The sequence below is a fragment of the Sulfitobacter sp. W027 genome (assembly GCF_025143985.1).
GTDB lineage: Bacteria > Pseudomonadota > Alphaproteobacteria > Rhodobacterales > Rhodobacteraceae > Sulfitobacter.
In genome coordinates this window covers 2,274,093-2,295,023 of sequence record NZ_CP083564.1, presented here as the reverse complement: position 1 = coordinate 2,295,023, position 20,931 = coordinate 2,274,093, and the positions used below count along the sequence as shown (strand labels likewise).

The 20,931-nt window shown below is 63.2% G+C and carries 18 protein-coding genes; 8 read left to right on the top strand and 10 right to left on the bottom strand.

The genetic code is table 11. The features are described from left to right. Positions 1-16: 16 nt before the first annotated feature. Positions 17-1,474 carry a cobyric acid synthase gene (locus tag K3759_RS11245; protein ID WP_259981876.1) on the bottom strand — a complete coding sequence of 486 codons (1,458 nt, stop codon included), beginning with the start codon at positions 1,472-1,474 and terminating at the stop codon, positions 17-19. A gap of 60 nt (positions 1,475-1,534) precedes the next feature. Between K3759_RS11245 and K3759_RS11240 the strand changes: the two genes are divergently transcribed. Beyond that, entirely contained in the window at positions 1,535-2,113 is a 579-nt protein-coding gene (locus K3759_RS11240; protein WP_259981874.1) for a cobalamin biosynthesis protein CobQ, read from the top strand. Between the two features lie 72 nt (positions 2,114-2,185). Here K3759_RS11240 and K3759_RS11235 read toward each other — a convergent pair whose 3' ends face one another. Continuing rightward, on the bottom strand, positions 2,186-2,506 hold the full coding sequence (locus K3759_RS11235) for a DUF6280 family protein (protein WP_007120494.1): 321 nt from the start codon (positions 2,504-2,506) through the stop codon (positions 2,186-2,188). Between the two features lie 221 nt (positions 2,507-2,727). Between K3759_RS11235 and efp the strand changes: the two genes are divergently transcribed. Then, complete coding sequence (efp, locus tag K3759_RS11230; RefSeq protein ID WP_259981873.1) at positions 2,728-3,291, top strand: elongation factor P; 564 nt, start codon at positions 2,728-2,730, stop codon at positions 3,289-3,291. Positions 3,292-3,360: 69 nt separating this feature from the next. Here the strand turns inward: efp and K3759_RS11225 are convergent, their stop codons facing one another. Continuing rightward, positions 3,361-4,107 carry a folate-binding protein YgfZ gene (locus tag K3759_RS11225; RefSeq protein ID WP_259981871.1) on the bottom strand — a complete coding sequence of 249 codons (747 nt, stop codon included), beginning with the start codon at positions 4,105-4,107 and terminating at the stop codon, positions 3,361-3,363. Positions 4,108-4,171: 64 nt separating this feature from the next. Between K3759_RS11225 and K3759_RS11220 the strand changes: the two genes are divergently transcribed. After that, positions 4,172-4,855, top strand: coding sequence for a TIGR04283 family arsenosugar biosynthesis glycosyltransferase (locus K3759_RS11220; protein WP_259981869.1), 684 nt, complete (start codon positions 4,172-4,174; stop codon positions 4,853-4,855). A 35-nt stretch (positions 4,856-4,890) separates the two neighbouring features. Here K3759_RS11220 and K3759_RS11215 read toward each other — a convergent pair whose 3' ends face one another. Further along, positions 4,891-6,747 (bottom strand): ABC transporter ATP-binding protein, encoded by a 1,857-nt coding sequence (locus tag K3759_RS11215; RefSeq protein WP_259981866.1) that lies wholly within the window; start codon positions 6,745-6,747, stop codon positions 4,891-4,893. Between the two features lie 234 nt (positions 6,748-6,981). On the opposite strand from K3759_RS11215, the gene K3759_RS11210 reads away from it, so the two are divergent. Then, positions 6,982-8,190 carry an alanine--glyoxylate aminotransferase family protein gene (locus K3759_RS11210; protein WP_259981864.1) on the top strand — a complete coding sequence of 403 codons (1,209 nt, stop codon included), beginning with the start codon at positions 6,982-6,984 and terminating at the stop codon, positions 8,188-8,190. Here the strand turns inward: K3759_RS11210 and K3759_RS11205 are convergent. Then, complete coding sequence (locus tag K3759_RS11205) at positions 8,187-9,290, bottom strand: pyridoxal phosphate-dependent aminotransferase (RefSeq protein WP_259981863.1); 1,104 nt, start codon at positions 9,288-9,290, stop codon at positions 8,187-8,189. The genes K3759_RS11210 and K3759_RS11205 overlap by 4 nt on opposite strands. A 119-nt stretch (positions 9,291-9,409) precedes the next feature. Between K3759_RS11205 and K3759_RS11200 the strand changes: the two genes are divergently transcribed. Then, entirely contained in the window at positions 9,410-10,201 is a 792-nt protein-coding gene (locus tag K3759_RS11200; RefSeq protein ID WP_259981861.1) for a crotonase/enoyl-CoA hydratase family protein, read from the top strand. A gap of 204 nt (positions 10,202-10,405) precedes the next feature. Here K3759_RS11200 and K3759_RS11195 read toward each other — a convergent pair whose 3' ends face one another. Both K3759_RS11195 and K3759_RS11190 read right to left on the bottom strand, forming a co-directional pair. Continuing rightward, a complete protein-coding gene (locus K3759_RS11195) occupies positions 10,406-13,339 on the bottom strand; it encodes a valine--tRNA ligase (RefSeq protein ID WP_259981860.1) in 2,934 nt (977 codons plus the stop codon). Between the two features lie 92 nt (positions 13,340-13,431). Next, entirely contained in the window at positions 13,432-13,872 is a 441-nt protein-coding gene (locus tag K3759_RS11190; protein ID WP_259981858.1) for an Lrp/AsnC family transcriptional regulator, read from the bottom strand. Between the two features lie 100 nt (positions 13,873-13,972). Between K3759_RS11190 and K3759_RS11185 the strand changes: the two genes are divergently transcribed. The 3 genes from K3759_RS11185 to K3759_RS11175 all read left to right on the top strand — a co-directional run bounded on the left by K3759_RS11185 (position 13,973) and on the right by K3759_RS11175 (position 18,570). Continuing rightward, on the top strand, positions 13,973-15,133 hold the full coding sequence (locus K3759_RS11185) for a type III PLP-dependent enzyme (RefSeq protein ID WP_259981856.1): 1,161 nt from the start codon (positions 13,973-13,975) through the stop codon (positions 15,131-15,133). A 70-nt stretch (positions 15,134-15,203) separates the two neighbouring features. Continuing rightward, entirely contained in the window at positions 15,204-17,501 is a 2,298-nt protein-coding gene (locus K3759_RS11180; protein ID WP_259981854.1) for a xanthine dehydrogenase family protein molybdopterin-binding subunit, read from the top strand. Next, positions 17,479-18,570 carry a DUF2235 domain-containing protein gene (locus K3759_RS11175; RefSeq protein WP_409202485.1) on the top strand — a complete coding sequence of 364 codons (1,092 nt, stop codon included), beginning with the start codon at positions 17,479-17,481 and terminating at the stop codon, positions 18,568-18,570. Before K3759_RS11180 ends, K3759_RS11175 begins: the two co-directional genes overlap by 23 nt. On the opposite strand, the gene K3759_RS11170 is transcribed toward K3759_RS11175, so the two are convergent. The 3 genes from K3759_RS11170 to K3759_RS11160 all read right to left on the bottom strand — a co-directional run bounded on the left by K3759_RS11170 (position 18,567) and on the right by K3759_RS11160 (position 20,927). After that, on the bottom strand, positions 18,567-18,953 hold the full coding sequence (locus tag K3759_RS11170; RefSeq protein ID WP_259981852.1) for a GFA family protein: 387 nt from the start codon (positions 18,951-18,953) through the stop codon (positions 18,567-18,569). The genes K3759_RS11175 and K3759_RS11170 overlap by 4 nt on opposite strands. Next, entirely contained in the window at positions 18,950-19,693 is a 744-nt protein-coding gene (locus K3759_RS11165; RefSeq protein WP_259981850.1) for a rhomboid family intramembrane serine protease, read from the bottom strand. Before K3759_RS11165 ends, K3759_RS11170 begins: the two co-directional genes overlap by 4 nt. A gap of 82 nt (positions 19,694-19,775) precedes the next feature. Beyond that, complete coding sequence (locus tag K3759_RS11160; RefSeq protein ID WP_259981848.1) at positions 19,776-20,927, bottom strand: amidohydrolase; 1,152 nt, start codon at positions 20,925-20,927, stop codon at positions 19,776-19,778. Between the last annotated feature and the right edge of the window lie 4 nt (positions 20,928-20,931).

Here is a 20,931-nt window from a genome sequence, read left to right as displayed (position 1 = left end):
CTGCACGCTCTCCAGCCTAGACCTCTTCCGCGAGGGAGAGGAACAGGTCGACATCCATATAGGTCTCGACATGATCGGCCAACGCGTCCAGCGCCTCTTCCACGCCGCTTTCGAAATCCAGCGATGAGGTCACGCCGAAACCGCCAAGATAGGCGCGGCGGAAGGCGTCTGAGCTGAAAATTCCATGCATATAGCACCCCTGCACCCGGCCCGAAGGGGAGGCCGCACCCTCGGGTGTTCCGTCGAAGCTGAGCCACGCACGGGCGCAATCGGGGCCAGTGGTTTCGCCGATGTGGATTTCATAGCCTGTGAGGTCTGTGCCGCTGGCGGGATGCTGGCCCGATTTTTCGGACAGATGTTTCAGCGGGGCCATGGTCGTCTCAACATCCAGATGCCCCAGCCCCGCGACCTGCGCCGCCGGGCCTTCGATGCCCTGCGGATCGGTGATCGTCTTGCCCAGCATCTGATAGCCACCGCAAAGCCCCAGCACATGGCCGCCCCGTCGGATATGGGCGGCAAGGTCGATGTCCCACCCCTCGGCCCGAAAGGCTTCGAGGTCCGAAATCGTGGATTTTGACCCGACCATCAGTATCAAATCCGCATCGGCGGGCAGGGGGCAGCCGGGCATGATCATCCGCAGGTCAACGCCCGGCTCAGCGGCCAATGGGTCAAGGTCATCGAAGTTGGCAATACGCGGCAGGCGCGGCACAGCGATAACACAACCCGACCCGCCCGAGCGGGCACGGGCGGGCAGGTCCATCACGTCCTCGGCGGGCAGGCGGTGGGCGGCGTCGAACCACGGGATCACCCCAAGACTGGGCCAGCCGGTGCGCTTGGCAATGTCATCGCGGCCTGCGTCAAAGAGGCTGCGGTCCCCGCGGAATTTATTGACGGCAAAGCCACGGATCAGGGCGTTGTCCCCGTCGTCCAGCACCGCCTGTGTCCCGACGATCTGTGCGATGACGCCACCCCGGTCAATGTCGCCCATCAGCACCACCGACACCCCCGCGGCACGGGCAAAGCCCATGTTCGCGATATCGCGCGCGCGTAGATTGGTCTCTGCCGGAGAGCCCGCGCCTTCGACCACGATCAGGTCGCAGCTTTCGGCCAAGCGGTGAAAGGATTGCAGCACCGCGGGCATCAGGCTGGCTTTGTTGCGGCCAAACTCTCGCGCCTCTTGCTGGCCCGCGATCTTGCCCTGCACCACGACCTGCGCGCCGGTGGCGCTCTGGGGTTTGAGCAGCACGGGGTTCATGTCTGTATGCGGCGACACACCAGCGGCACGCGCTTGCAATGCCTGCGCGCGGCCAATCTCGCCCCCGTCTTCGGTGACGGCGGCGTTGTTGGACATGTTCTGTGGTTTGAACGGGCGCACGCGCAGCCCGCGCCGGGTGCAGGCGCGGATTAATCCGGCAACGATCATCGACTTGCCGACATTGCTGCCGGTGCCCTGTATCATGATGGCTTTGGTCATGTCATTCTGCCCCTGTTTCGCGCAAACTGGCGCAAAATCATCCAAGGGGAAAGAGCTGCGATGAACACGCCTGCACATTTGCTTTTGGGTGCTGCCGTGATGGGGCGAGAAGGGACCAAGCCGTTGATCTGGGCGGCGCTCGCCGGGGCGCTGCTGCCGGACCTGTCGCTCTATCTGATGGCGGGCTTTGCGCTTTATGTCCAAGGGCTGCCGGGGAGTGTGGTCTTTGGCCAGCTTTACTACTCGGATCTCTGGCAGACGGTCTTTTCGATAGATAACTCCTTCATCGTTTGGGGTGCGCTTCTGGCATTGGCGGTTTGGCGGCAAGCGGGCTGGGCCGTGGCGCTGACCGGGGCGGCGCTGCTGCATCTTCTGTTCGACTTGCCACTGCATCACGATGACGGACGGGCGCATTTCTGGCCGCTGACGGGTTGGATATTCGAAAGCCCCGTCAGCTATTGGGATGTGCGGCATGGCGCGGGCTGGGTCGCCCCGATTGAAGCGCTAGTCGGCGCGCTGGCTGCTCTCTCGCTCTGGTGGCGCAGGCCGGGGTGGGTGCTGTCGGGCGTGACCCTCGCGCTGCTGCTGGCCGAAGGGCTGGCGCTACGCAATTGGATTTTCTTTTTCGGCGCAGGCTAACGGCCCCCAAACAGCGGACACAAAAAAACGCAGCCCGAAGGCTGCGTCAATTGCTCCGCTTGGCGGATATTCTTAGGCGGCTTCGGCCTGAAGCGCGGCATTGCGGCGCTCGGATTCTTCGCGCGACAGGGCGACGGAAGTCCGCACGCCTTTGCCCACAAATTCCATCAAACCTTCGACGACTCGCTCGTTGGGGTCGATCCCGGCGCAGCTCAGCACTTCGCGGCCATCGCGCGAACGGGCCCAGCGGGCGATCTGTTCTGGGCCGTTGCCATATTTCTTGTCGTCGGCAATTGCGTCATCCAAAGCAGCAAGCACCACAGCAGCAAAGAGCTTGCGTGCGCGGTTGCCTTGCTCGTTGTTGAAAGCGGTGCCATCAACGAAATCTTTCATCTCGTCGTCCTTTCGATTATTCTTGCTCTTGTCATTCGGGCGTGGAGGTCCTTATGACGGATATCCTTTGATTCGGATACCTCTATTTAGCATACCTCCCATGCAACTTGCGCATATCTAGTTGCCGTAGCGACTGCAGATATCGCCCGCTTGCAGGGGACCATCCCTCCCGATATAGACCCGGACATCTTATCATCAACCTTATGTCGTGGTTTTGTCACATGCCCAAGATTAACGGAAACGAGATCCGCCCCGGAAACGTCCTTGAACATAACGGTGGCCTCTGGGCGGCTGTTAAGGTCGATCACGTGAAGCCCGGTAAGGGCGGCGCCTTTGCCCAAGTCGAGATGCGCAACCTGCGCAACGGCTCCAAATTGAACGAACGTTTCCGCTCTGCGGACAAGGTCGAGCGCGTGCGTTTGGAGCAGAAAGATCAGCAATTCTTGTTTGAAGACAGTGGGATGCTGGTTGTCATGGACACCGAAACCTATGAGCAGGTGCAGTTGGATGCCGAACTGCTGGGTGACACACGTCCTTTCTTGCAAGACGGCATGATGATCGTGGTCGAGTACCATGAGGAAGAGGCGCTGAACGCCCGTCTGCCTCAGAAAGTGGTGTGCAAAATCGCCGAGACCGAGCCAGTTGTGAAGGGTCAGACAGCGGCAAATTCATTCAAACCTGCTGTGCTGGAAAATGGCGTGAAAATCACCGTGCCGCCCTTCGTGGGGCAGGACGAGGACATCGTCGTGAACACCGAGACCATGGAATATGTCGAACGCGCCTGACGCCACGTCATCTTTTGAAATGAGGATCAGCCCCGGTTTTGCCGGGGCTTTTTCGTCTCTAGGGGATGCTCAGACAGCAGGACCGGGCCAAGTAACCTCAGCGCCATCGGCCTGCATCGGGCCGGTGGCACGGTCAAAGCGCAGATGCGCCAGCGCTTGCCCCCCCGACTGGGTGTAAAGCGTGCCGGCGGGTTTGCCCACCGCCGTGATCGCTGTACCCGGCGCGGCGGTGCCACTGACCGCGACCCGCGTTAGCCCTTTGCGCAACTCGGTCTTGTGCTTCATCCGTGCCGTGACCTCTTGCCCGACATAGCAGCCCTTGCGAAAGTCGAGCCCATTGATCCGGTCAAGCCCGGCTTCGAGGATGAACGTATCCGGGGTCAGTTCCACGCCCGTTTCAGGGATCAGATGCGCCACCCGCAGAGCGTCCCAATCGGTCGTGTCCTCGGTCTGCGGCGTGTCGCGGTAGGCGCGCCAGCCCATTTCTGGATGACGCGGGTCAGCCACGGCATTTTCTGGGGCGGGGCCAGTTCCACGGTGCACATGCAGTTCCGTGGGTTCAATCGTTACTTTTGCGCGCAGCTTATACATCGACAGCCGTTGGGTGAGCATATCGCCAAGGCTCTCATCGACATCGAGCAAAACGTTCTCACCCTCAGCGATCAGAAAGAAATCGGCCATATATTTGCCCTGCGGCGTCAGCAGGGCGGCATATACCGGGCCTTGGTCCAGTTTGCCAACGTCATTGGTCACGATGCCCTGCAGGAAGTCGCGGGTGTCGGGGCCGGAGAGGCGCAGAATGCGGCGGGTGGTCATGCGGTTGTCCTTTGATTGCTGGCCATGACATATAACCTGTCAAACCCATCCAAAAGGGGCAACCATGCGCGCGCCGATCTCTATCGTCATTCCCAGCCTGAATGCAGCCGCCGCGCTGCCCGCCTGCCTCGCTGCTCTTGTCGAAGGATTGCAGGCCGGGTTGATCCGCGAGGTGATCGTCAGCGATGGCGGATCAACGGATAACACCCGCGCATTGGCCGAAGGCTGGGGGGCAGAGGTGATTTTGGGCGCGCCGTCACGGGGCGGGCAGTTGCGGCGTGGGTGTGGGGCTGCGCGGGGCGATTGGCTCTTGGTGCTTCATGCAGACACAGTGCTGGCGCCGGGCTGGACCGATGCGGCGCAGAACCACATGACGAACAGGGGCGGGGCTGCGGGATGGTTCCGCCTACGGTTCGATCAGCGGGGGCTGGTACCGCGGTTGGTGGCGGGCTGGGCAAACCTGCGCAGCGGTCTTGGCCTGCCCTATGGCGATCAGGGTCTGTTGCTGCCCCGCGCGCTTTATGAAGAGGTGGGCGGCTATCCGGATCAGCCACTGATGGAGGATGTTGCCTTGGCCCGCGCTCTGCGCGGTCGGCTGCACCGGCTGGAAGGGCTGGCCATCACCAGCGCCGAAAAGTACCGCCGCCAAGGGTGGCTTCGCCGGGGTGGCCGCAATCTATGGACACTTGGACGTTACGCGATGGGGGCAAGCCCTGACGACCTCGCGCAGAGCTATCGGCGCTCGTGAGAGGGGCGCGGGATTTCTCCTGCGCCCCTGCCAGATTAACTGAAGAACATAGAGCCGATGCGCTGTATCAGGTTGGGCTGTCGCAGCCTCTCGCGGTGCTGCTTTGCCGCGCGTGCGCCCAGACCGCGAGCATCGGAAACCGTTTTGCCGTCGCGGAATTGCAGGCGGTAGAGATCCGCATAGATGCCGCCGCGCTCCATCAGCTCATCATGGGTGCCCTCATCGGTGACGCGGCCTCGATCCATCACCACGATCTTGTCAGCGCTGCGGATGGTCGACAGACGGTGCGCAATGACAATTGTGGTACGGCCCTTGGCAAGCAGATCGAGCGCGTCTTGCACAACCTGCTCTGATTGCGCATCCAATGCGCTGGTGGCCTCGTCCAAAAGGAGGATGGGGGTATCGCGCAGGAGGGCGCGGGCGATGACCACGCGCTGACGCTGCCCACCCGACAGGGCCGAGCCGCGGGGCCCGACCCGGGTCTCAAGCCCCAGTTCAAGCTGCGGCAGGAAGTCGGCCACATGGGCAGCTTTCAGCACCCGGTCGAGTTCTTCATCGGTCACATCATTACGGCCCAGCACGATATTCTCGCGGAGGGTTTCGTCGAACAGGAGCGCCTCTTGGGTCACGACCGAGAACATGCCGCGCAGGTCAGGGATTGCCATGGCGGTGGTGTCCACCCCACCGATCTGCACAGTGCCGTTTTGCGGATCAACCAGCCGAGTCAGCAGGTTAAAAATGGTCGACTTCCCGGCCCCCGATGCGCCGACAAGCGCAGTGGTTTCACCGGCTTTCGCCGTCAAGTTCAGCCCGTTAAGCACCTTGGATTCGCCATATGAAAGCGAGACATCCCGCAGCGCTACATCCGGCGGGCCATCGGGCGCGGCCACAGGTTTGGCGGGGCTGCGCAGGTGCAGCGGCGCGTCGAGCAGTTCCTTGATCCGCTCTAAAGCTGCAGCGGCCATCTGCCAAAGCCCGCTGATCGCCCCCAGACGGCGCAGGGGGGAGAACATGAACCCAAGCGCCGTGAAGAAGGTCATGAACTCGCCAATGGTCTTGTTGCCCGCGATGATCTCGGACCCGCCGTAGACGATCACGGCCATGAAACCGATGCCCGACATGATATCGATCATTGCGGGGATCGCCGAGTTGCCAAAGGCGGCGCGAACCTCAGTGCGGATGAAGGTGCGGGTCAACTCGCGGTATTGCCGGGCCTGATAGGCTTCCAGCGCGTTGAGCTTGATTTGGACGATGCCGTGAAAGACCTCGTCCAAACGGGTCGAGAGGCTGGCGCCGATGTCGCGCGCCTCGCGCGAGCGGGCGCGGACGAAACGCTGGGCGAGGGCGGCTGGCAGCACCATCAGCGGCACGCCAATCATCGCCAAAAGCGCCCAGATCGGATCAATCGCAATGGCGACCCCCATCAGGATTACCAGGCCCACCAGATCGCGCCCCGCGCCGGTGATCACCGCCCGCCATACATCGCTGACCGCGTTGACGTCTGACTGAACGCGCTGCACAAGAAACCCGGGCGGATGGTTTTGGTGAAAGGCACCGTCTTGGCGCATCATCCGGTCCAGCAGATCAATACGCAGATCCGCCGCCGTGCGCTGCGCCACGCGGGTCAGCAGCACCTTTTGCACCACTGTGGCCAGTGCGCGCAGGGCAAAGATCGCGACCAGCACCAGACCGACCCAGACCAGCGCACCCCGGTCGCCGCCCACGAAGACGCGGTCGAACATCGGTTCCATCAGTTTCGCCAGCACGCCCAAGGTCGAGCCCTCAATGATCATGAAGATCACTGCGATGGCCATCAGGCCGGTGTGCTTCTTTAGATAGTCTCGCCAGAGCCAACGCATCAACTGTGCGGAGGTGTAACTGTCATCATTCATTCCGGTGCCTGATCCTTTTGGGCAGTCCTTTCCGGTGTACGAAAGCGTGGCAAGCAGGGCAAGCGGTCGCGGCGGTTCCACTTTAGCCGGGGCATCCGCGATATGCGCGCAGTTGGGGGCCATTCTTGGCGCGGTTGACCTTGGGTTCGATCGCGTGTTGACCCCGGCCCGGCGGGCAGTAAGCTGCGCCCGACCGCAGCCTGGTCACGCATTTTCAAAACGGCAGCTAATACCATGACAACGCATATTAAACTCGCTCAAGGTCGTTCATACCTTGCCATTCCCGGCCCTTCGGTCATGCCCGAAGCGGTGCTAAGCGCGATGCACCGCGCGGCCCCCAATATCTATGAGGGCGAGTTGGTTGAGATGATGCCTGCACTGGCCGCTGACCTGAAGCGCGTGGCGCGTACAGATCGTCATGTGGCGATGTATATCAGCAACGGCCACGGCGCTTGGGAGGCAGCGCTGAGCAATGTCATTGCACCCGGCGACCGGGTGCTGGTCTTGGCCACGGGGCGATTTGGCCATGGCTGGGCCGAGATGGCAACGGGGCTGGGGGCCGAGGTGGAGATCCTCGACTTTGGCCGCAACGCGCCTGTTGATCTGGCGCAGGTGGCCGAGCGATTAAAGGCTGACAGCGGCCATCAGATCAGGGCGGTGATGGCGGTCCATGTGGACACCTCAAGCTCGGTGCGCAACGATGTGCCCGGGCTGCGCCGTCTGTTGGATGAGGCAGGCCACCCTGCGCTCTTGATGGCCGATTGTATTGCCTCGCTTGGATGTGAGCGGTTCGAGATGGACGCTTGGGGCGTCGATGTCATGGTCACCGCCTCGCAAAAGGGGCTCATGGTGCCGCCGGGCATGGCTTTCGTGTTCTTCAACGACAGAGCGGAGGAGGCCCGCGCGCGTCTGCCACGAGTGAGTCGCTATTGGGATTGGTCGCCGCGCGCCCATGCGGAGGAGTTCTACCAATACCACGGCGGCACCGCCCCGACGCATCACCTTTATGGCCTGCGCGCCGCCCTTGATATGATCCACGAAGAGGGGATCGAGCAGGTCTGGCAGCGCCACGAGACCTTGGCCCGCGCGGTTTGGGCGGCCTGTGAAGCATGGTCGGCCCAAGGCAGCCTGCGGTTCAACATCGAAGACCGCGCCTTGCGCAGCCATGCCGTCACCGCGTTGCGGCTGCAAGCGCCCCATGCGACTGAACTGCGCGATTGGGTGCAAAGCAATCTGGGTCTGACGCTGGGTGTCGGGCTGGGCATGGCCCTGCCGGGGGAGCCTGCGTGGCATGGTTTTTTCCGCCTCGGCCATATGGGCCATGTGAACGGCCATATGGTCATGGGGCTGCTCGGCGGGATTGAAGCTGGGCTTTCGGCGCTGAAGATCGAACACGGGCCCGGCGCACTGCAAGCGGCGGCGGAAGTGATCGGCGGGGCTTAAGCCCCGCGCGCTTCGGTCAAGGCGTCGGGCAATGCGGCGGCAAAGTGATCCAGCTCTTGCGCCGTGCTGCAACTGATGCGGATGCAGCGGTTTTGCGGCGCGGCGAAGGGCATGCGCACAAAGATGCCCCGCGCCACCAGCGCATCGAGGACCGCCTTGGCGAAGGCGCCATCGCCGCCACAGTCGATCGCGACGAAATTGGCTGCGGAGGGCAGGGTGCTTAGCCCGTTCTTTTCAGCGATTTGAGCGATCCTGTCCCGACCTTCGGCGATCTTGGTCTGAACCTCATTAAGGTAGGCTTGATCCTGCACCGCCGCCAAGGCACCCGCCTGTGCCGCGCGGTTCAGACCAAAGTGATTGCGAACCTTGTGAAAGGCCGTGATCAACTCGGGCGCGGCGATGGCATAGCCGATCCGCGCCCCGGCAAGCCCGTAGGCTTTGGAGAAGGTCCGCATCCGGATCACCCGTGGGTCATCGGCGGAAAGCACGGGCGCGGTGCCTTCGGGGGCGCATTCGATATAGGCCTCATCCAGCAACAGCAGGCTGCCCTGGGGCAGGTCGTCGAGCGCGCGCGCCAGTGCCGCACCCTTATGCCAGGTGCCCATCGGGTTGTCGGGATTGGCAAGGTAGACGAGCTTAGCATCCACCTCCGCTGCCTTGGCGAAAAGCGCCGCCGGGTCTTCGTGATCGTCGCGGTAGGGCACCTTGTGCAGCACGCCGCCAAAGCCCGTGACATGGTAGTTGAAGGTCGGATAGGCTCCCTCGGAGGTCACCACCGCATCGCCTTCGCCCACCAGCAGACGAACGAGATAGCCCAGCAGCCCGTCGATCCCTTCGCCGACGATGATGTTTTCGGGCGCGATGCCGTGCAGTTCGGCCAGCGCCGCGCGCAGATCTACGCTTTCGGAATCGCCGTATTTCCACATCTCGGTTTCTGCCATGGCCGCGATGGCGCGGGGCGAAGGTCCAAAGACGTTTTCATTGGCGCCAAGCCGCGCTTTGAAGGGGCGGCCTAGGCTGCGCTCCTGCGCTTCGGGGCCCACGAAGGGGACGTTGGCGGGCAGGCGTTCGGCGAGGGGGGTGAGGCGTGCATATGTCATGCGCCAAGGTGTAGGGTTGCGCCGTTGAGAGGGCAAGTGCCGCCGCACCTGCCGCCACGTTTTGCTGGTGCCGCGCGATGATCTGCGCTGAACTGCGCCAAACATTCAGGAGAACAGCCATGCCCCGCGTCACCACCCGGATCGAAGACCATATCGCCCATGTGACCCTCACCCGCGCGGACAAGATGAATGCGGTGGATGATGATATGATTGAGGCGATCATCGCGGCAGGACAGGAGGTTGCGGCCTCGGATGCCCGCGCGGTGGTGTTGTCGGGTGAGGGCAAAGGGTTTTGCGCCGGCATTGATATCGGCGGGCTCTCGGGGATGCTGGGGCAGGATGTCGAAGCGTTGATCATGCCGCGCACCCATGGCGAGGGGACGACGAACAAGTGGCAGGAGGTGTCGATGGTTTGGCACCGTCTGGAAATCCCGGTGATCGCGGCGCTACATGGCGTGGTCTATGGCGCCGGGATGCAACTGGCGCTTGGGGCGGATATCCGCATTGCGGCGCCCGAGACTAAGCTTGCAGTGATGGAGATGAAATGGGGCATCGTGCCGGACATGGGGGGAATGGTGCTGCTGCCGCGTTTAGTGCGTTCGGACGTGCTGCGGCGGTTGATCTATACGGCGGCTCCGATTGACGCGGCGCAGGCCGAGCGCTGGGGGTTGGTGACAGAACTAGCCGACGATCCACACGCGGCGGCTTTGGCGCTGGCACAGGCGATCGCAGGTAAGGGGCCGAATGCGGTGCGGGCGGCGAAGCGATTGATTGGCTATGCGGAATCAGGGGCGTCGGACGCGGATGTGTTGGAGGCCGAGTCGCGGGAACAGGCGGCGCTCTTGGGCAAGCCTGAGCAGATGGAGGTGATCGCGGCAGAGTTCGGCAAGCGGCCTGCGGTGTTTAAATAGGGCTAGGGGCGTTCTGCGAAACAGCCCGGAATCACGGCCAAAGGCCGCCGGGCAGCGCCAGACCGCCCGGACGGGCTGGCGCTTTTGCAAGCGAAGTGCCGTCCTGTGATCTTTGCCTAAGCGCGGCAGAGATAAACTGCCCAACTGCCCCGTGAGCAGCGCCATCCCGCGGTCTGGCGCTGCCCGGCTCCGTCGTGTTTGTCGTCAGCCCAGTTCGGCCAAGCGATCCAACGCCGCCTGCAACTGGTCGGCCTCTTCCTGACGTGCATCCAGATTGGCCTGCGCCTCGGCGACAACCTCTTCCGGTGCAGACGCCGCGAACTTGGGGTTGTTCAAACGCCCCTTCAGCCCGCCGATCTCCTTGCCCAGCTTGTCGAGCGACTTTTGCAGACGCGCCTTCTCGGCATCGATGTCGATCAACCCGGCCAGCGGCAAGCCGAAGCTGGCCCCCGGTGCCGCAATAGAGACCGTTCCCTTTGGAAAGCTCTCGGCGCGCTCAAGGCTCTCGACCCGTGCCAGCCGCTTGATCATCACCTCGTTGCGGTCCCATGCGCCTTGGGCAGCGGCGTCCATCTCGGTCACCAGCATCGGCACCTTCATGCCCGCAGGGACATGCATCTGCTGACGGGCGGACCGGATGCTTTCAATTAGGCCGATCACCCAGTTCAATTCACGGTCAGCCTCTGCATCCAACAGATCGGCGGTGGTGTAGGTTGGCCAATCGGTCAGAGCGAGCAACTGGTCGCGCTTGGTGGTGGTCTGCCAAAGCTCTTCGGTGATGAAGGGCATGATCGGGTGCAGCAGCACCAAGGACTGCTCCAGCACCCAAGCCATCGTGGCGCGGGTTTCCTCGGCCTCGGGGGCGTCGTCCTGCAACAGCGGCTTGGAAAGCTCCACATACCAGTCGCAGACTTTGCCCCAGACAAAGGCATAAAGCGCGTTGGCCGCGTCGTTGAAGCGGAAGTTGCCGAGGGCGGCGTCCACTTCTTCGCGGATGCGGGCGGTCTCGCCAACGATCCACTTGTTCAGCGTCGCCTGCGGCTGCGGCATCGCGGCGGGCATGCTGGCAAAGACGTTGTTCATCTCGGCAAAGCGGTGCGCGTTCCACAGCTTGGTGCCGAAGTTGCGGTAACCCGCGATGCGTTGCGTGCTGAGTTTCAGGTCACGGCCCATTGCCGCCATAGAAGTCAACGTGAAGCGCACAGCGTCAGCGCCGTATTCGTCGATCAACTCCAGCGGGTCGAGCACATTGCCCAAGGACTTCGACATCTTCTTGCCCTTCTCGTCGCGCACCAGCGCGTGGACATAGACAGTGTCGAAGGGTTTCTGGTCGACCACGGCATATTGCATCATCATCATCCGGGCGACCCAGAAGAAGATGATGTCGAAACCGGTGACCAGCACGGAGGTAGGAAAGTATTTTTCCAATTCCGCCGTCTGCTCGGGCCAACCCAGCGTGCCGATGGGCCAAAGGCCGGAGGAGAACCAGGTGTCGAGCACGTCGGGGTCGCGGCGCAGCGTCTTGCCCGGCGCCATGGCCTGCGCCTCGGCCTCCGTCGGCGCGCAATACTCATTGCCCTCGTCGTCGAACCACACCGGGATCTGGTGCCCCCACCAGAGCTGGCGCGAGATGCACCAGGGCTCGATGTTCTCCAGCCAGTGGAAATACACCTTGCGGTCCTGTTCGGGCAGGATCGTCACCTCGCCCGAGCGCACGGCGTCGATGGCGGGCTGCACGATCTTGTCGGTGGCGACGAACCACTGGTCGGTCAGCATCGGCTCGATCACCACCTTGGAGCGGTCGCCGAAGGGCTGCATGATCTTCTTGGCCTCGACCAGCGGCACGAGGTTCTCCTCCTCGGTGCGCATCTCGCCGCCTTCGCCGGGCTCGACGGGGGCCTTCTTGGCGGAACGGCCAAGGCGGGGGTCCGTGGCCTCGGTCATCACGGCAAGGCCCTCGGCAGTCACGTCCTCGACCACGCGCTTGCGGGCCTCGAAACGGTCGAGGCCGCGGTAGGCGTCGGGCACCAGGTTGATCTCGGTCGCGTCCTCGGGCGCTGCTTCGGAACCCTCGGCGATGGCCTGCGCGCGGGCGGCTGCCTGATCGTAGGGCAGGCCATCGGCACGCATCCGACCTTGGGTGTCCATCAGCGCGTAGAGCGGGATGTTGTTGCGCTTGGCGACGCCGTAGTCGTTGAAGTCATGCGCGCCGGTGATTTTCACCGCACCGGAGCCGAAGTTCTTGTCTGGGTATTCGTCGGTGATGATCGGGATAAGACGGCGCTGCTCTTTCGGGCCGACCGGGATTTCGCAGAGTTTTCCGACGATTGACGCATAACGTTCATCCGATGGATGAACTGCAACAGCACCGTCGCCGAGCATGGTTTCGGGCCGTGTGGTGGCGATGGAGATATAGTCGCGGGTCTCTTCGAACAGCACTTTGCCGTCCTCGTCGCGCTCTACGTAAGTGTAGGTCTCGCCGCCCGCCAGCGGGTACTTGAAGTGCCACATGTGACCGTCGACCTCGGTGCTCTCGACCTCGAGGTCAGAGATCGCGGTCTCGAAATGCGGGTCCCAGTTGACCAGCCGCTTGCCGCGGTAGATCAGCCCCTTGTTGTACATATCCACGAAGACCTTGATGACGGCATCGTGGAAATTGCCTTCCTCGCCCTCGGGCGCACCGGGGGCGCCGGACATAGTGAAAGCGTTGCGGGACCAGTCGCAGGAGGCGCCCAGACGGCGCAGCTGGTCGATGATCGTGCCGCCGGATTTCTGCTTTTGATACCAGACCTTGGCGGTGAACGCCTCGCGGCCCAATTCACGGCGGCCGGGCTGGCCGGTGGCGGCCAACTCACGCTCGACCACCATCTGTGTGGCGATGCCCGCGTGATCCTGACCGGGCTGCCAGAGCGTGTCAAACCCCTGCATCCGGTGCCAGCGCACGAGGATGTCCTGAAGCGTGTTGTTGAAGGCATGGCCCATGTGCAGCGAGCCGGTGACATTCGGCGGCGGGATCATCACCGAGAAATGCTCGTCGCGCCGCGCGTTCGCGCCGGCCTTGAACGCGCCCTTGGTCTCCCAATCGGCGTAGATGCGGCTTTCCGCCTCGGCGGCGTTGAAGGTCTTTTCGAGTGCCATGGTCAATGATCCCTTTTGTTGCGCCCCGTTTAGCGGTCTGGCGCGGCGAGGGAAAGACCCCTGGCAGGGCTTGGGCCATAGCGAGGGAGGGGTTAGCCGCGTCTGTCGATCTTGGTGCTCAGGTGGATCAGGCTTTCGCTGCCCTTCACGCCCCGCGTCTCGCCGATACGGTCGAGGGTTTCGTCCAGTTCCTGCGTGGTTTGCGCGGCGATCTGCACCAGCAAGTCAAAGCGGCCCGAGGTGGTGTGGACGACCTGCACGCCGGGCAGGCTGCGCAGCCGGGCCAGCACGGCGGGGCCGGCGCGCAGTTCGATGTTGACCAGAGCCGTGGCGTGCAGCGGCGCGCGGGCAGCCTCGCCCAAGCGCAGGGTGTAGCCGACGATGGCACCGCTGCGCTCTAGCCGCTCAAGCCGGGCCTGAACGGTGGTGCGGGCAAGCCCAAGACTGCGGGCCAGATCAGCGACCGGCAGGCGGGCGTTGGATCGAAGTGCCGCGATCAAAGCGCGGTCTGTATCGTCAAGTTGTGGTTTCATGTCGTCACTATGCCGAAAGTTTCCGTCACTTTAGGCGGTTTGACACGATGAATCGACCAAAATTCGCGGTTCACTGGGGGAAAGCAAACAAGAGGCCACCATGCAGCATACCGCCCCCCTTTCAGCCACGCCCGCCGCCTATCTGGCGAAACACAGCCCTGACGCGCCGGTGCTGTTCCTTGCGCCTTCGGTACTGCAAGCCACGGCGCGGCGCTTTCAGGCGGACTTTGATGGGCTGGTGACCTATGCGGTCAAGGCCAATGACCGGACAGAGGTGTTGTCGAACCTCGTCGCCGCCGGGATCACCACTTTTGATGTCGCTTCTCCGGCGGAGATGGCAGCGGTTCGCGCGGTCTGCCCGCAGGCGGTGCTGCATTACAACAACCCGGTGCGTTCGGCAGCGGAGGTAAAGGCCGGGATCGCGGCGGACGTCTATAGCTGGTCGATTGATGACATGTCGGAACTGGCCAAGCTGCACGACGTGCCGCGCGACAATGAGGTGGCGGTGCGGTTCGCGCTGCCGGTCAAGGGTGCGGCCTATGATTTCGGGTCCAAATTCGGCGCGGCGCCTGAGCAGGCGGCGGCGCTGCTGCGCGCGGTGGTAGAGATGGGGTTCACCCCTTCGATGTGTTTCCATCCCGGCACGCAGTGCAATGACCCGCAAGCTTGGGTGCAATACGTCCACGCGGCGGCGGATATCCTGCGGATGGCGGATGTCTCGATCGAACGGTTGAACATTGGCGGAGGCTTTGCCGTCGATCGTGGGTTTGACTCGCCCGATCACCGGGCTGTTTTCGCTGCCGTGAAAGCGGCGTTGGTTGAGAATTTTGGCGCGGAAGCACCGAGGCTGCTCTGCGAGCCGGGCCGCGCGATGGTTGCCGATGCGGCTGTCTTGGCGACCCGTATCAAGGGGATGCGCAATGAGGGGCGGACTGTCTTCTTGAACGACGGAATCTATGGGGGGCTGCCCGATCTGCGCGACATGGGCCTGTCGGGGCTGGTCGATGTGGTCGGCCCTGATGGCGCGCTGCGCCAAGGGGCACCCAAACCGCGTGTGGTCTTTGGCCCGACTTGCGATTCGCTGGACCGTTTGCCCGACGGCCTGCCATTGCCTGAGGATGCGCAGACCGGGGATTACCTCTTGTTCGGCGGTATGGGGGCCTATTCCATCGCCATGTCGACCGTCTTTAATGGCTATGGTCTGGCGGGGGTCGCACTTGTGTCGGACCTCGGGGCTCAGCCCAAGCGCAAGGCGGCCTGAGCCTCTGGACACTGACGCTTCGCCCGCTACTGTTGCGCTGTAATAGGCAGGGCAGCAGGGGCAGCGTCAGATGGAGAAGTTCGGGAAAAGTCAGCCGGTCAAACGGGTGGAAGACCACCGCTTTCTGACCGGCGAGGGCCGCTATGTGGATGACATCGCGCCCCGGGACGCATTGCAGGGTGTCTTTTTCCAAGCCCCCGTGGCCCATGGGGTGATAACCGAGTTGGACGTGAGCGATGCCCGCGAAGCGGCGGGCGTCCATTTGGTGCTGACCTGCGCCGATCTGGAAGCGGCGGGGATGGATATCGCCTTGCCGCATACGGTTGTTGATAACCGCGACGGCAGCAAAGGGGCGGCACCGCTGCGCCCGATCTTGGCCAAAGACCGTGTGCGCTATGTGGGCGAGCCGGTGGCCTTGATCGTGGCGGATACCCTGCAACAGGCCCGCGACGCGGCTGAGTTGATCCTCTTTGATGCCGATGACCTGCCTGCCAAGATGGACATCGCCCCGGGTGGCGAAACATTGCACCCTGAAGCGCCAGACAACCGTGCGTTTGACTGGGGCATGGGGGATGAGGCTAAGGTGGAGGCGGCATTTGCCAAGGCCGCACGTCGCGTCAAGCTGGAGGTCGGCGATAACCGCATCATCGTCAATTCGATGGAGCCGCGCGGCTGCTATGCCGAATGGGCCGAGGGACGTTTGCATGTGGCGCTGGGCGGGCAGGGCGTCTGGGCGCATAAGAACTTTTTTGTCAAAGCCTTTGGACTAAGCGAAGACAGCGTGCGCGTAACCAACCCCGATATCGGCGGCGGTTTCGGCATGAAAGCCATGACCTACCCTGAGTATTTCTGCGTCGCCCAAGCCGCGCGGGCGCTGGGCCGTCCGGTGCGCTGGATGTCGGAGAGAACGGAGGCGATGCTGACCGACAATGGCGGGCGCGATCTGGTGTCATGGGCCGAGTTTGCCTTTGACGAAAACCACAAGATCACCGCCTATCGCGTGGATACGCGCTGCAACCTCGGGGCCTATAACAGCCAGTTTGGCCAGCCAATCCAGTCGCAACTGTTCTCTAAGGTTTTGATGGGCGTCTATGACGTGCAAGACACCTATCTGCATGTAGAGGGTTATTACACAAACACCGTGCAGGTTGACGCCTATCGCGGTGCAGGGCGGCCCGAGGCGATCTATGTGTTGGAGCGGTTGATGGACCGCGCCGCGCGAGAGTTGGGCGTCGATCCTTGGGAGCTGCGCCGCATCAACTTCATCAAACCGGATCAATTTCCCTATACCACCGCCACGGGAGAGCTCTACGACGTGGGCGATTTCGCGCGCCTGCTGACCCGTGTAGGCGAGGAGGGTGACCGCGCGGGGTTCGCTGCCCGCCAGGCGGCGGACGCCAAACGCGGCCTGCTGCGGGGGCAGGGCTTGTGTTACTATATCGAAAGCATTCTGGGCGATCCTTCCGAAGCAGCCAAAGTGGTCTTTGAGGAGGATGGCAGCGTGACGATCTATGTCGGTACCCAAAGCAATGGGCAGGGGCATGAGACGGTCTATGCGCAGTTCTTGTCGGACCAAACCGGCATCCCGGCGGAGCAAATCCGCGTTGTGCAGGGCGATAGCGACCTGATCCAAAAAGGCGGTGGCACGGGCGGCTCACGTTCGGTCACCACGCAGAACACGGCGACCTTGGCCACTGTGGCGAAGATTACCGAGGTGTTCGCGGCGTTTCTGGCTGAAGAATTGGGCGTGGACGCGGGCGATATCACCTTCGACGATGAACGTTTTCGCGCCGAAGGGTCAAACGTCACGCCCACCATGCTGGAGGTGGCCGAGATGGCCCGTGCCAAGGGCCGAGACGATCTGCTGTCTCACCACGAACGCGCCAGCCTGCCGGGGCGCAGCTATCCCAACGGGGCGCATGTGGCTGAGGTAGTGATTGATCCTGAAACCGGGGTGGTGATGCTCGATCGCTATACGGTGGTCGATGATTTTGGCAATCTGATCAACCCGATGCTGGCCGAAGGTCAGGTGCATGGCGGGGTCGCCCAAGGCATCGGCCAAGCGGTGCAGGAACGGGTTGTCTATGATGAGGACGGCCAGTTGCTGACCGCGACTTTCATGGATTATGCCATGCCCCGTGCCGCTGATCTGCCGATGATCTCTTTCACGTCTGAGCCTGTCCCCTCAACCGCCAATGCCATGGGCATGAAAGGCTGCGGAGAGGCCGGGACCGTGGGGGCACTCGCGGCGGTGTCGAACGCGGTGCAGGATGCACTTTGGGAACGCGGTGTGCGGCAGGCGGATATGCCTTTCACACCGCATCGGGTCTGGGAGATGCTGCAAGGTGCCGCAATCGCAGCCGAGTAAAACCCTGTTTCAACGGTTGTTCGGGCGGCTCTGGCGGCGGCCTGCGACTGACTTCGGCCCGCGCCGGGGGGCGGTGACCCATGTCATCATCCTTGATGGCACCATGTCCTCGCTCGACCGGGGGAGCGAGACCAATGCGGGCCTTGCCTATGGCCTTTGCCGCGAGATGGGCAGCGCCCTGTCGATCTATTATGAGCCGGGCCTGCAGTGGCGCGACTGGCGCAGCGCGCGCGATGTGGTGATGGGCCGTGGCATCAACCGACAGATCCGCCGCGCCTATGGCTATCTCGCCTCGCGCTACCGACCCGGAGATCGGATTTTCCTGATGGGCTATTCGCGTGGCGGCTATGCCGTGCGCTCGCTCGCCGGGGTGATCGACCGGGTGGGCCTCCTGCGTGCCGAGGTCGCGACAGAGCGTAACATCCGCGATGTCTACCGCCATTACGAAGCACAAACCTTGAGCAAAGCCGGGGCGCTATTTGCCAAGGCCAATTGCCACCCGCAGGTCGAGATTGAGGCGATTGGCGTCTGGGACACGGTGAAATCGCTTGGCCTGAATGCACCGCTCTTTTGGCGGCTGTCCCAACCGCTGCATATGTTCCACAACCATGATCTGAGCGGTATCGTGAAGAACGGGTTTCAGGCGCTGGCGCTGAACGAATCCCGTGTCTCCTATGCGCCGGTGATGTGGACCACGCCCGAAGGCTACACCGGGCGGTTGGAGCAGGTCTGGTTCCCCGGCACCCATGGCGACATCGGCGGGCAGTTGGGCGGCCATGAGGCGGCTCGGCCCTTGGCCAATATCCCACTGGTCTGGCTGCTGTCGCGGATGGAGGACAGCGGTCTGCCGCTGCCCGAAGGATGGGCTGAGCGGTTTGAACAAGACCCCACAGCGCCCTCCATTGGTCAATGGCGCGGCTATGGGAAAATGCTGGTGACCCGCCGCCGCCGAGTGGTGGGGGCCGACCCGTCAGAACGGCTGCACGAAAGCGTGGATCAGCGCCGCGCACAGGGCGAGCCGCAGCCGGGGCTTCTGGCGCGGATGCAGGGGGTGATCTCTAGCCTCTAGTCGCCCTTGCGGTCCGATGGGTGGTTGATGCCGTCGCTATAGGGCAGCGGTTCCATCTCCCATGGCGACACCCCGTCAATCGCGCCGAGGTTCACGCCGCATTCATCCGGGTTCGAGCGGCGGCGGTGGTGGGTGTAGATGCCGCAGGTCTTACAGAAATAGTGCTGCGCGGTATGCGTGCCCCAAGTGTAGAGCGTAAGGTTCTCGGCTCCTTTCAACACGGTCACCGTCTCGGCCAGTGCCGTCACTGTGGCCGCTGCGCGACGGCGACAGAAGGAACAGGTGCAGCGCGAGGCCGAGGCCAGACCGCGCGGAAACAGCGCTTCGATCACCACGGCCCCGCAGTGACAGGAGGCGCGGCGGGTTTCTGAGGTTTCGGTCATTTGCGTCCTACCTTGGGAATGCGACTTTCGCGCAGGTCGTATTTTGCCGCGGCATGGGGCGGGTGGCCGTCGGTCTGTCGCCAAAAGGCAAAACCGCCCCGGCGCAGCCAAAGCGGCAGGGCCAGAACCAGCCCCGCGATGAATCCGCCCGCATGGGCCCAATAGGCCACGCCTCCAGTGCCGGGTGTGGCGCCGATGCCGCCAATGAACTGCATGCCGAACCACAGGCCCAGCATGATCCACGCGGGGATCGCGAAGATGCGGAAAAACACGATAAAAATCACCAGAATATCCACTTTGGCACGGGGGAACAGCAGCAGATAGCCCCCCATGACGCCGGCAATCGCGCCCGAGGCCCCGACCATGGGCACCCACGAGAGCGGCTCCGTCACGACTTGGCCCAGACCCGCCGCGATGCCGCAGGCGAGGTAGAAAAGCAGATAGCGCCCACGGCCCATCTCATCTTCGACATTGTCGCCAAAGATCCACAGAAACAGCATGTTACCGGCCAGGTGCATCCAGCCACCATGCAAGAATTGCGAGGTAATGAGGCCGAAATACCCCTCCCCATGGGTCAGCCGCGCGGGCAGCAGGGCGTAGGTGTAATAGAACTCCCCTAAGGCACGCTCGTCCGCCATCAGCGACAGATAGGACAGGAACACCCCGATGTTCACCGCCATCAGCGCGTAGGTGACATAGGGCGTGCGGCCCGAGGGGTTATGATCGCGGATCGGGAACATGCGGGCCAGCCTTTGCCAAGTCTTGCACCGCGTCAAGCGGCGGAGGGATTAGCGCAGTTAGCTGCGCCCGCCGGTGCATCTGTCAAGCGGTGCCGAGCAAATCCCGCGCGATCCGTTCGAAAATACCCGCGCCGATGGGGATCAGGTCATCGGGAAAATCGTAGTCGGGATTGTGCAGCGCGGCGTAATCTTCCCCCGGCCCGAGGCAGAGCATCGCCGCCTTGGCGTCGCGTCCGAACAGGCCGAAATCTTCGGAGGCGCGCATCGGCAAGTTTCTCTGCCCGTGCGACACGCCAAGTGCGTCCATCGCTGCGGCGGCAATGGCATAGGCTTCGGGGTCATTGATGGAGGCGGCGAAATGGTCGGATTCCGCGAATTCCGCTGTCAGCCCGTGGGTCTCGGCGGCGCGGGCGACTTCGGCGCGCAGGGCCTCTTCGATCTCGGCTAGGGCGTCGTCGCGGGTGCTGCGCAGAGTGGCGTAGAGCACCGCTTCGCCCGGGGCCACGCCAAAGGTTGGCTCGCCCATGCGCAAATGGGTGAGGGTAACGAGGCGAAAATTGTCATCAAGCGCCCCACCCGGGCCGAGCGCCTGCAGCGCGGGGATCAACTCGGCCAGCGCAGGCGCGGGCGATCTGCCGTCTTCGGGGCTGGCGGCATGGGCGGTCTTGCCGCTGAGGGTCAGGGCGATGCCCTTCGAGGCGCAGTTGATCAAGGCGGGGGCCGTGTCGACATGGCCGAAAGGGCGGCCCGGTTCGACATGGATGGCAAAGGCATAATCGGCGGCAATCTCGGCATAGGCCGGGTCGTTCACCACGGCGCGTGCACCGCTGCCGTCTTCCTCGGCGGGTTGAAACATCAGCACCACGCGGCCCTTGGCGACCGGTTGGCGCGCAATCAATCGCCCAAGCGCCAGCAGCATGGTCATATGGCCATCGTGCCCGCAGACATGGCTTTTGCCCGGCACTTTTGAGACCCACGGAATGTCATGTTCTTCGGGGATCGGCAGGGCGTCCAACTCAGCGCGGAAGAGGACCGTAGGGCCGGGGGTGCCGCTCTCGAAAACAGCAGCGACGCCATGCCCGCCCAAACCCGTCAGGATGCGGGTGGGGCTGAGTTTCTTCAATTCCGCCGCGATGGTCCGGGCGGTCTCAATCTCTTCGCCCGAGACCTCGGGATATTGGTGGAGCGCCCTGCGAAACTGCGTCAGGTCTTCGATGTCGCTGTTCGTCAGCATGGTG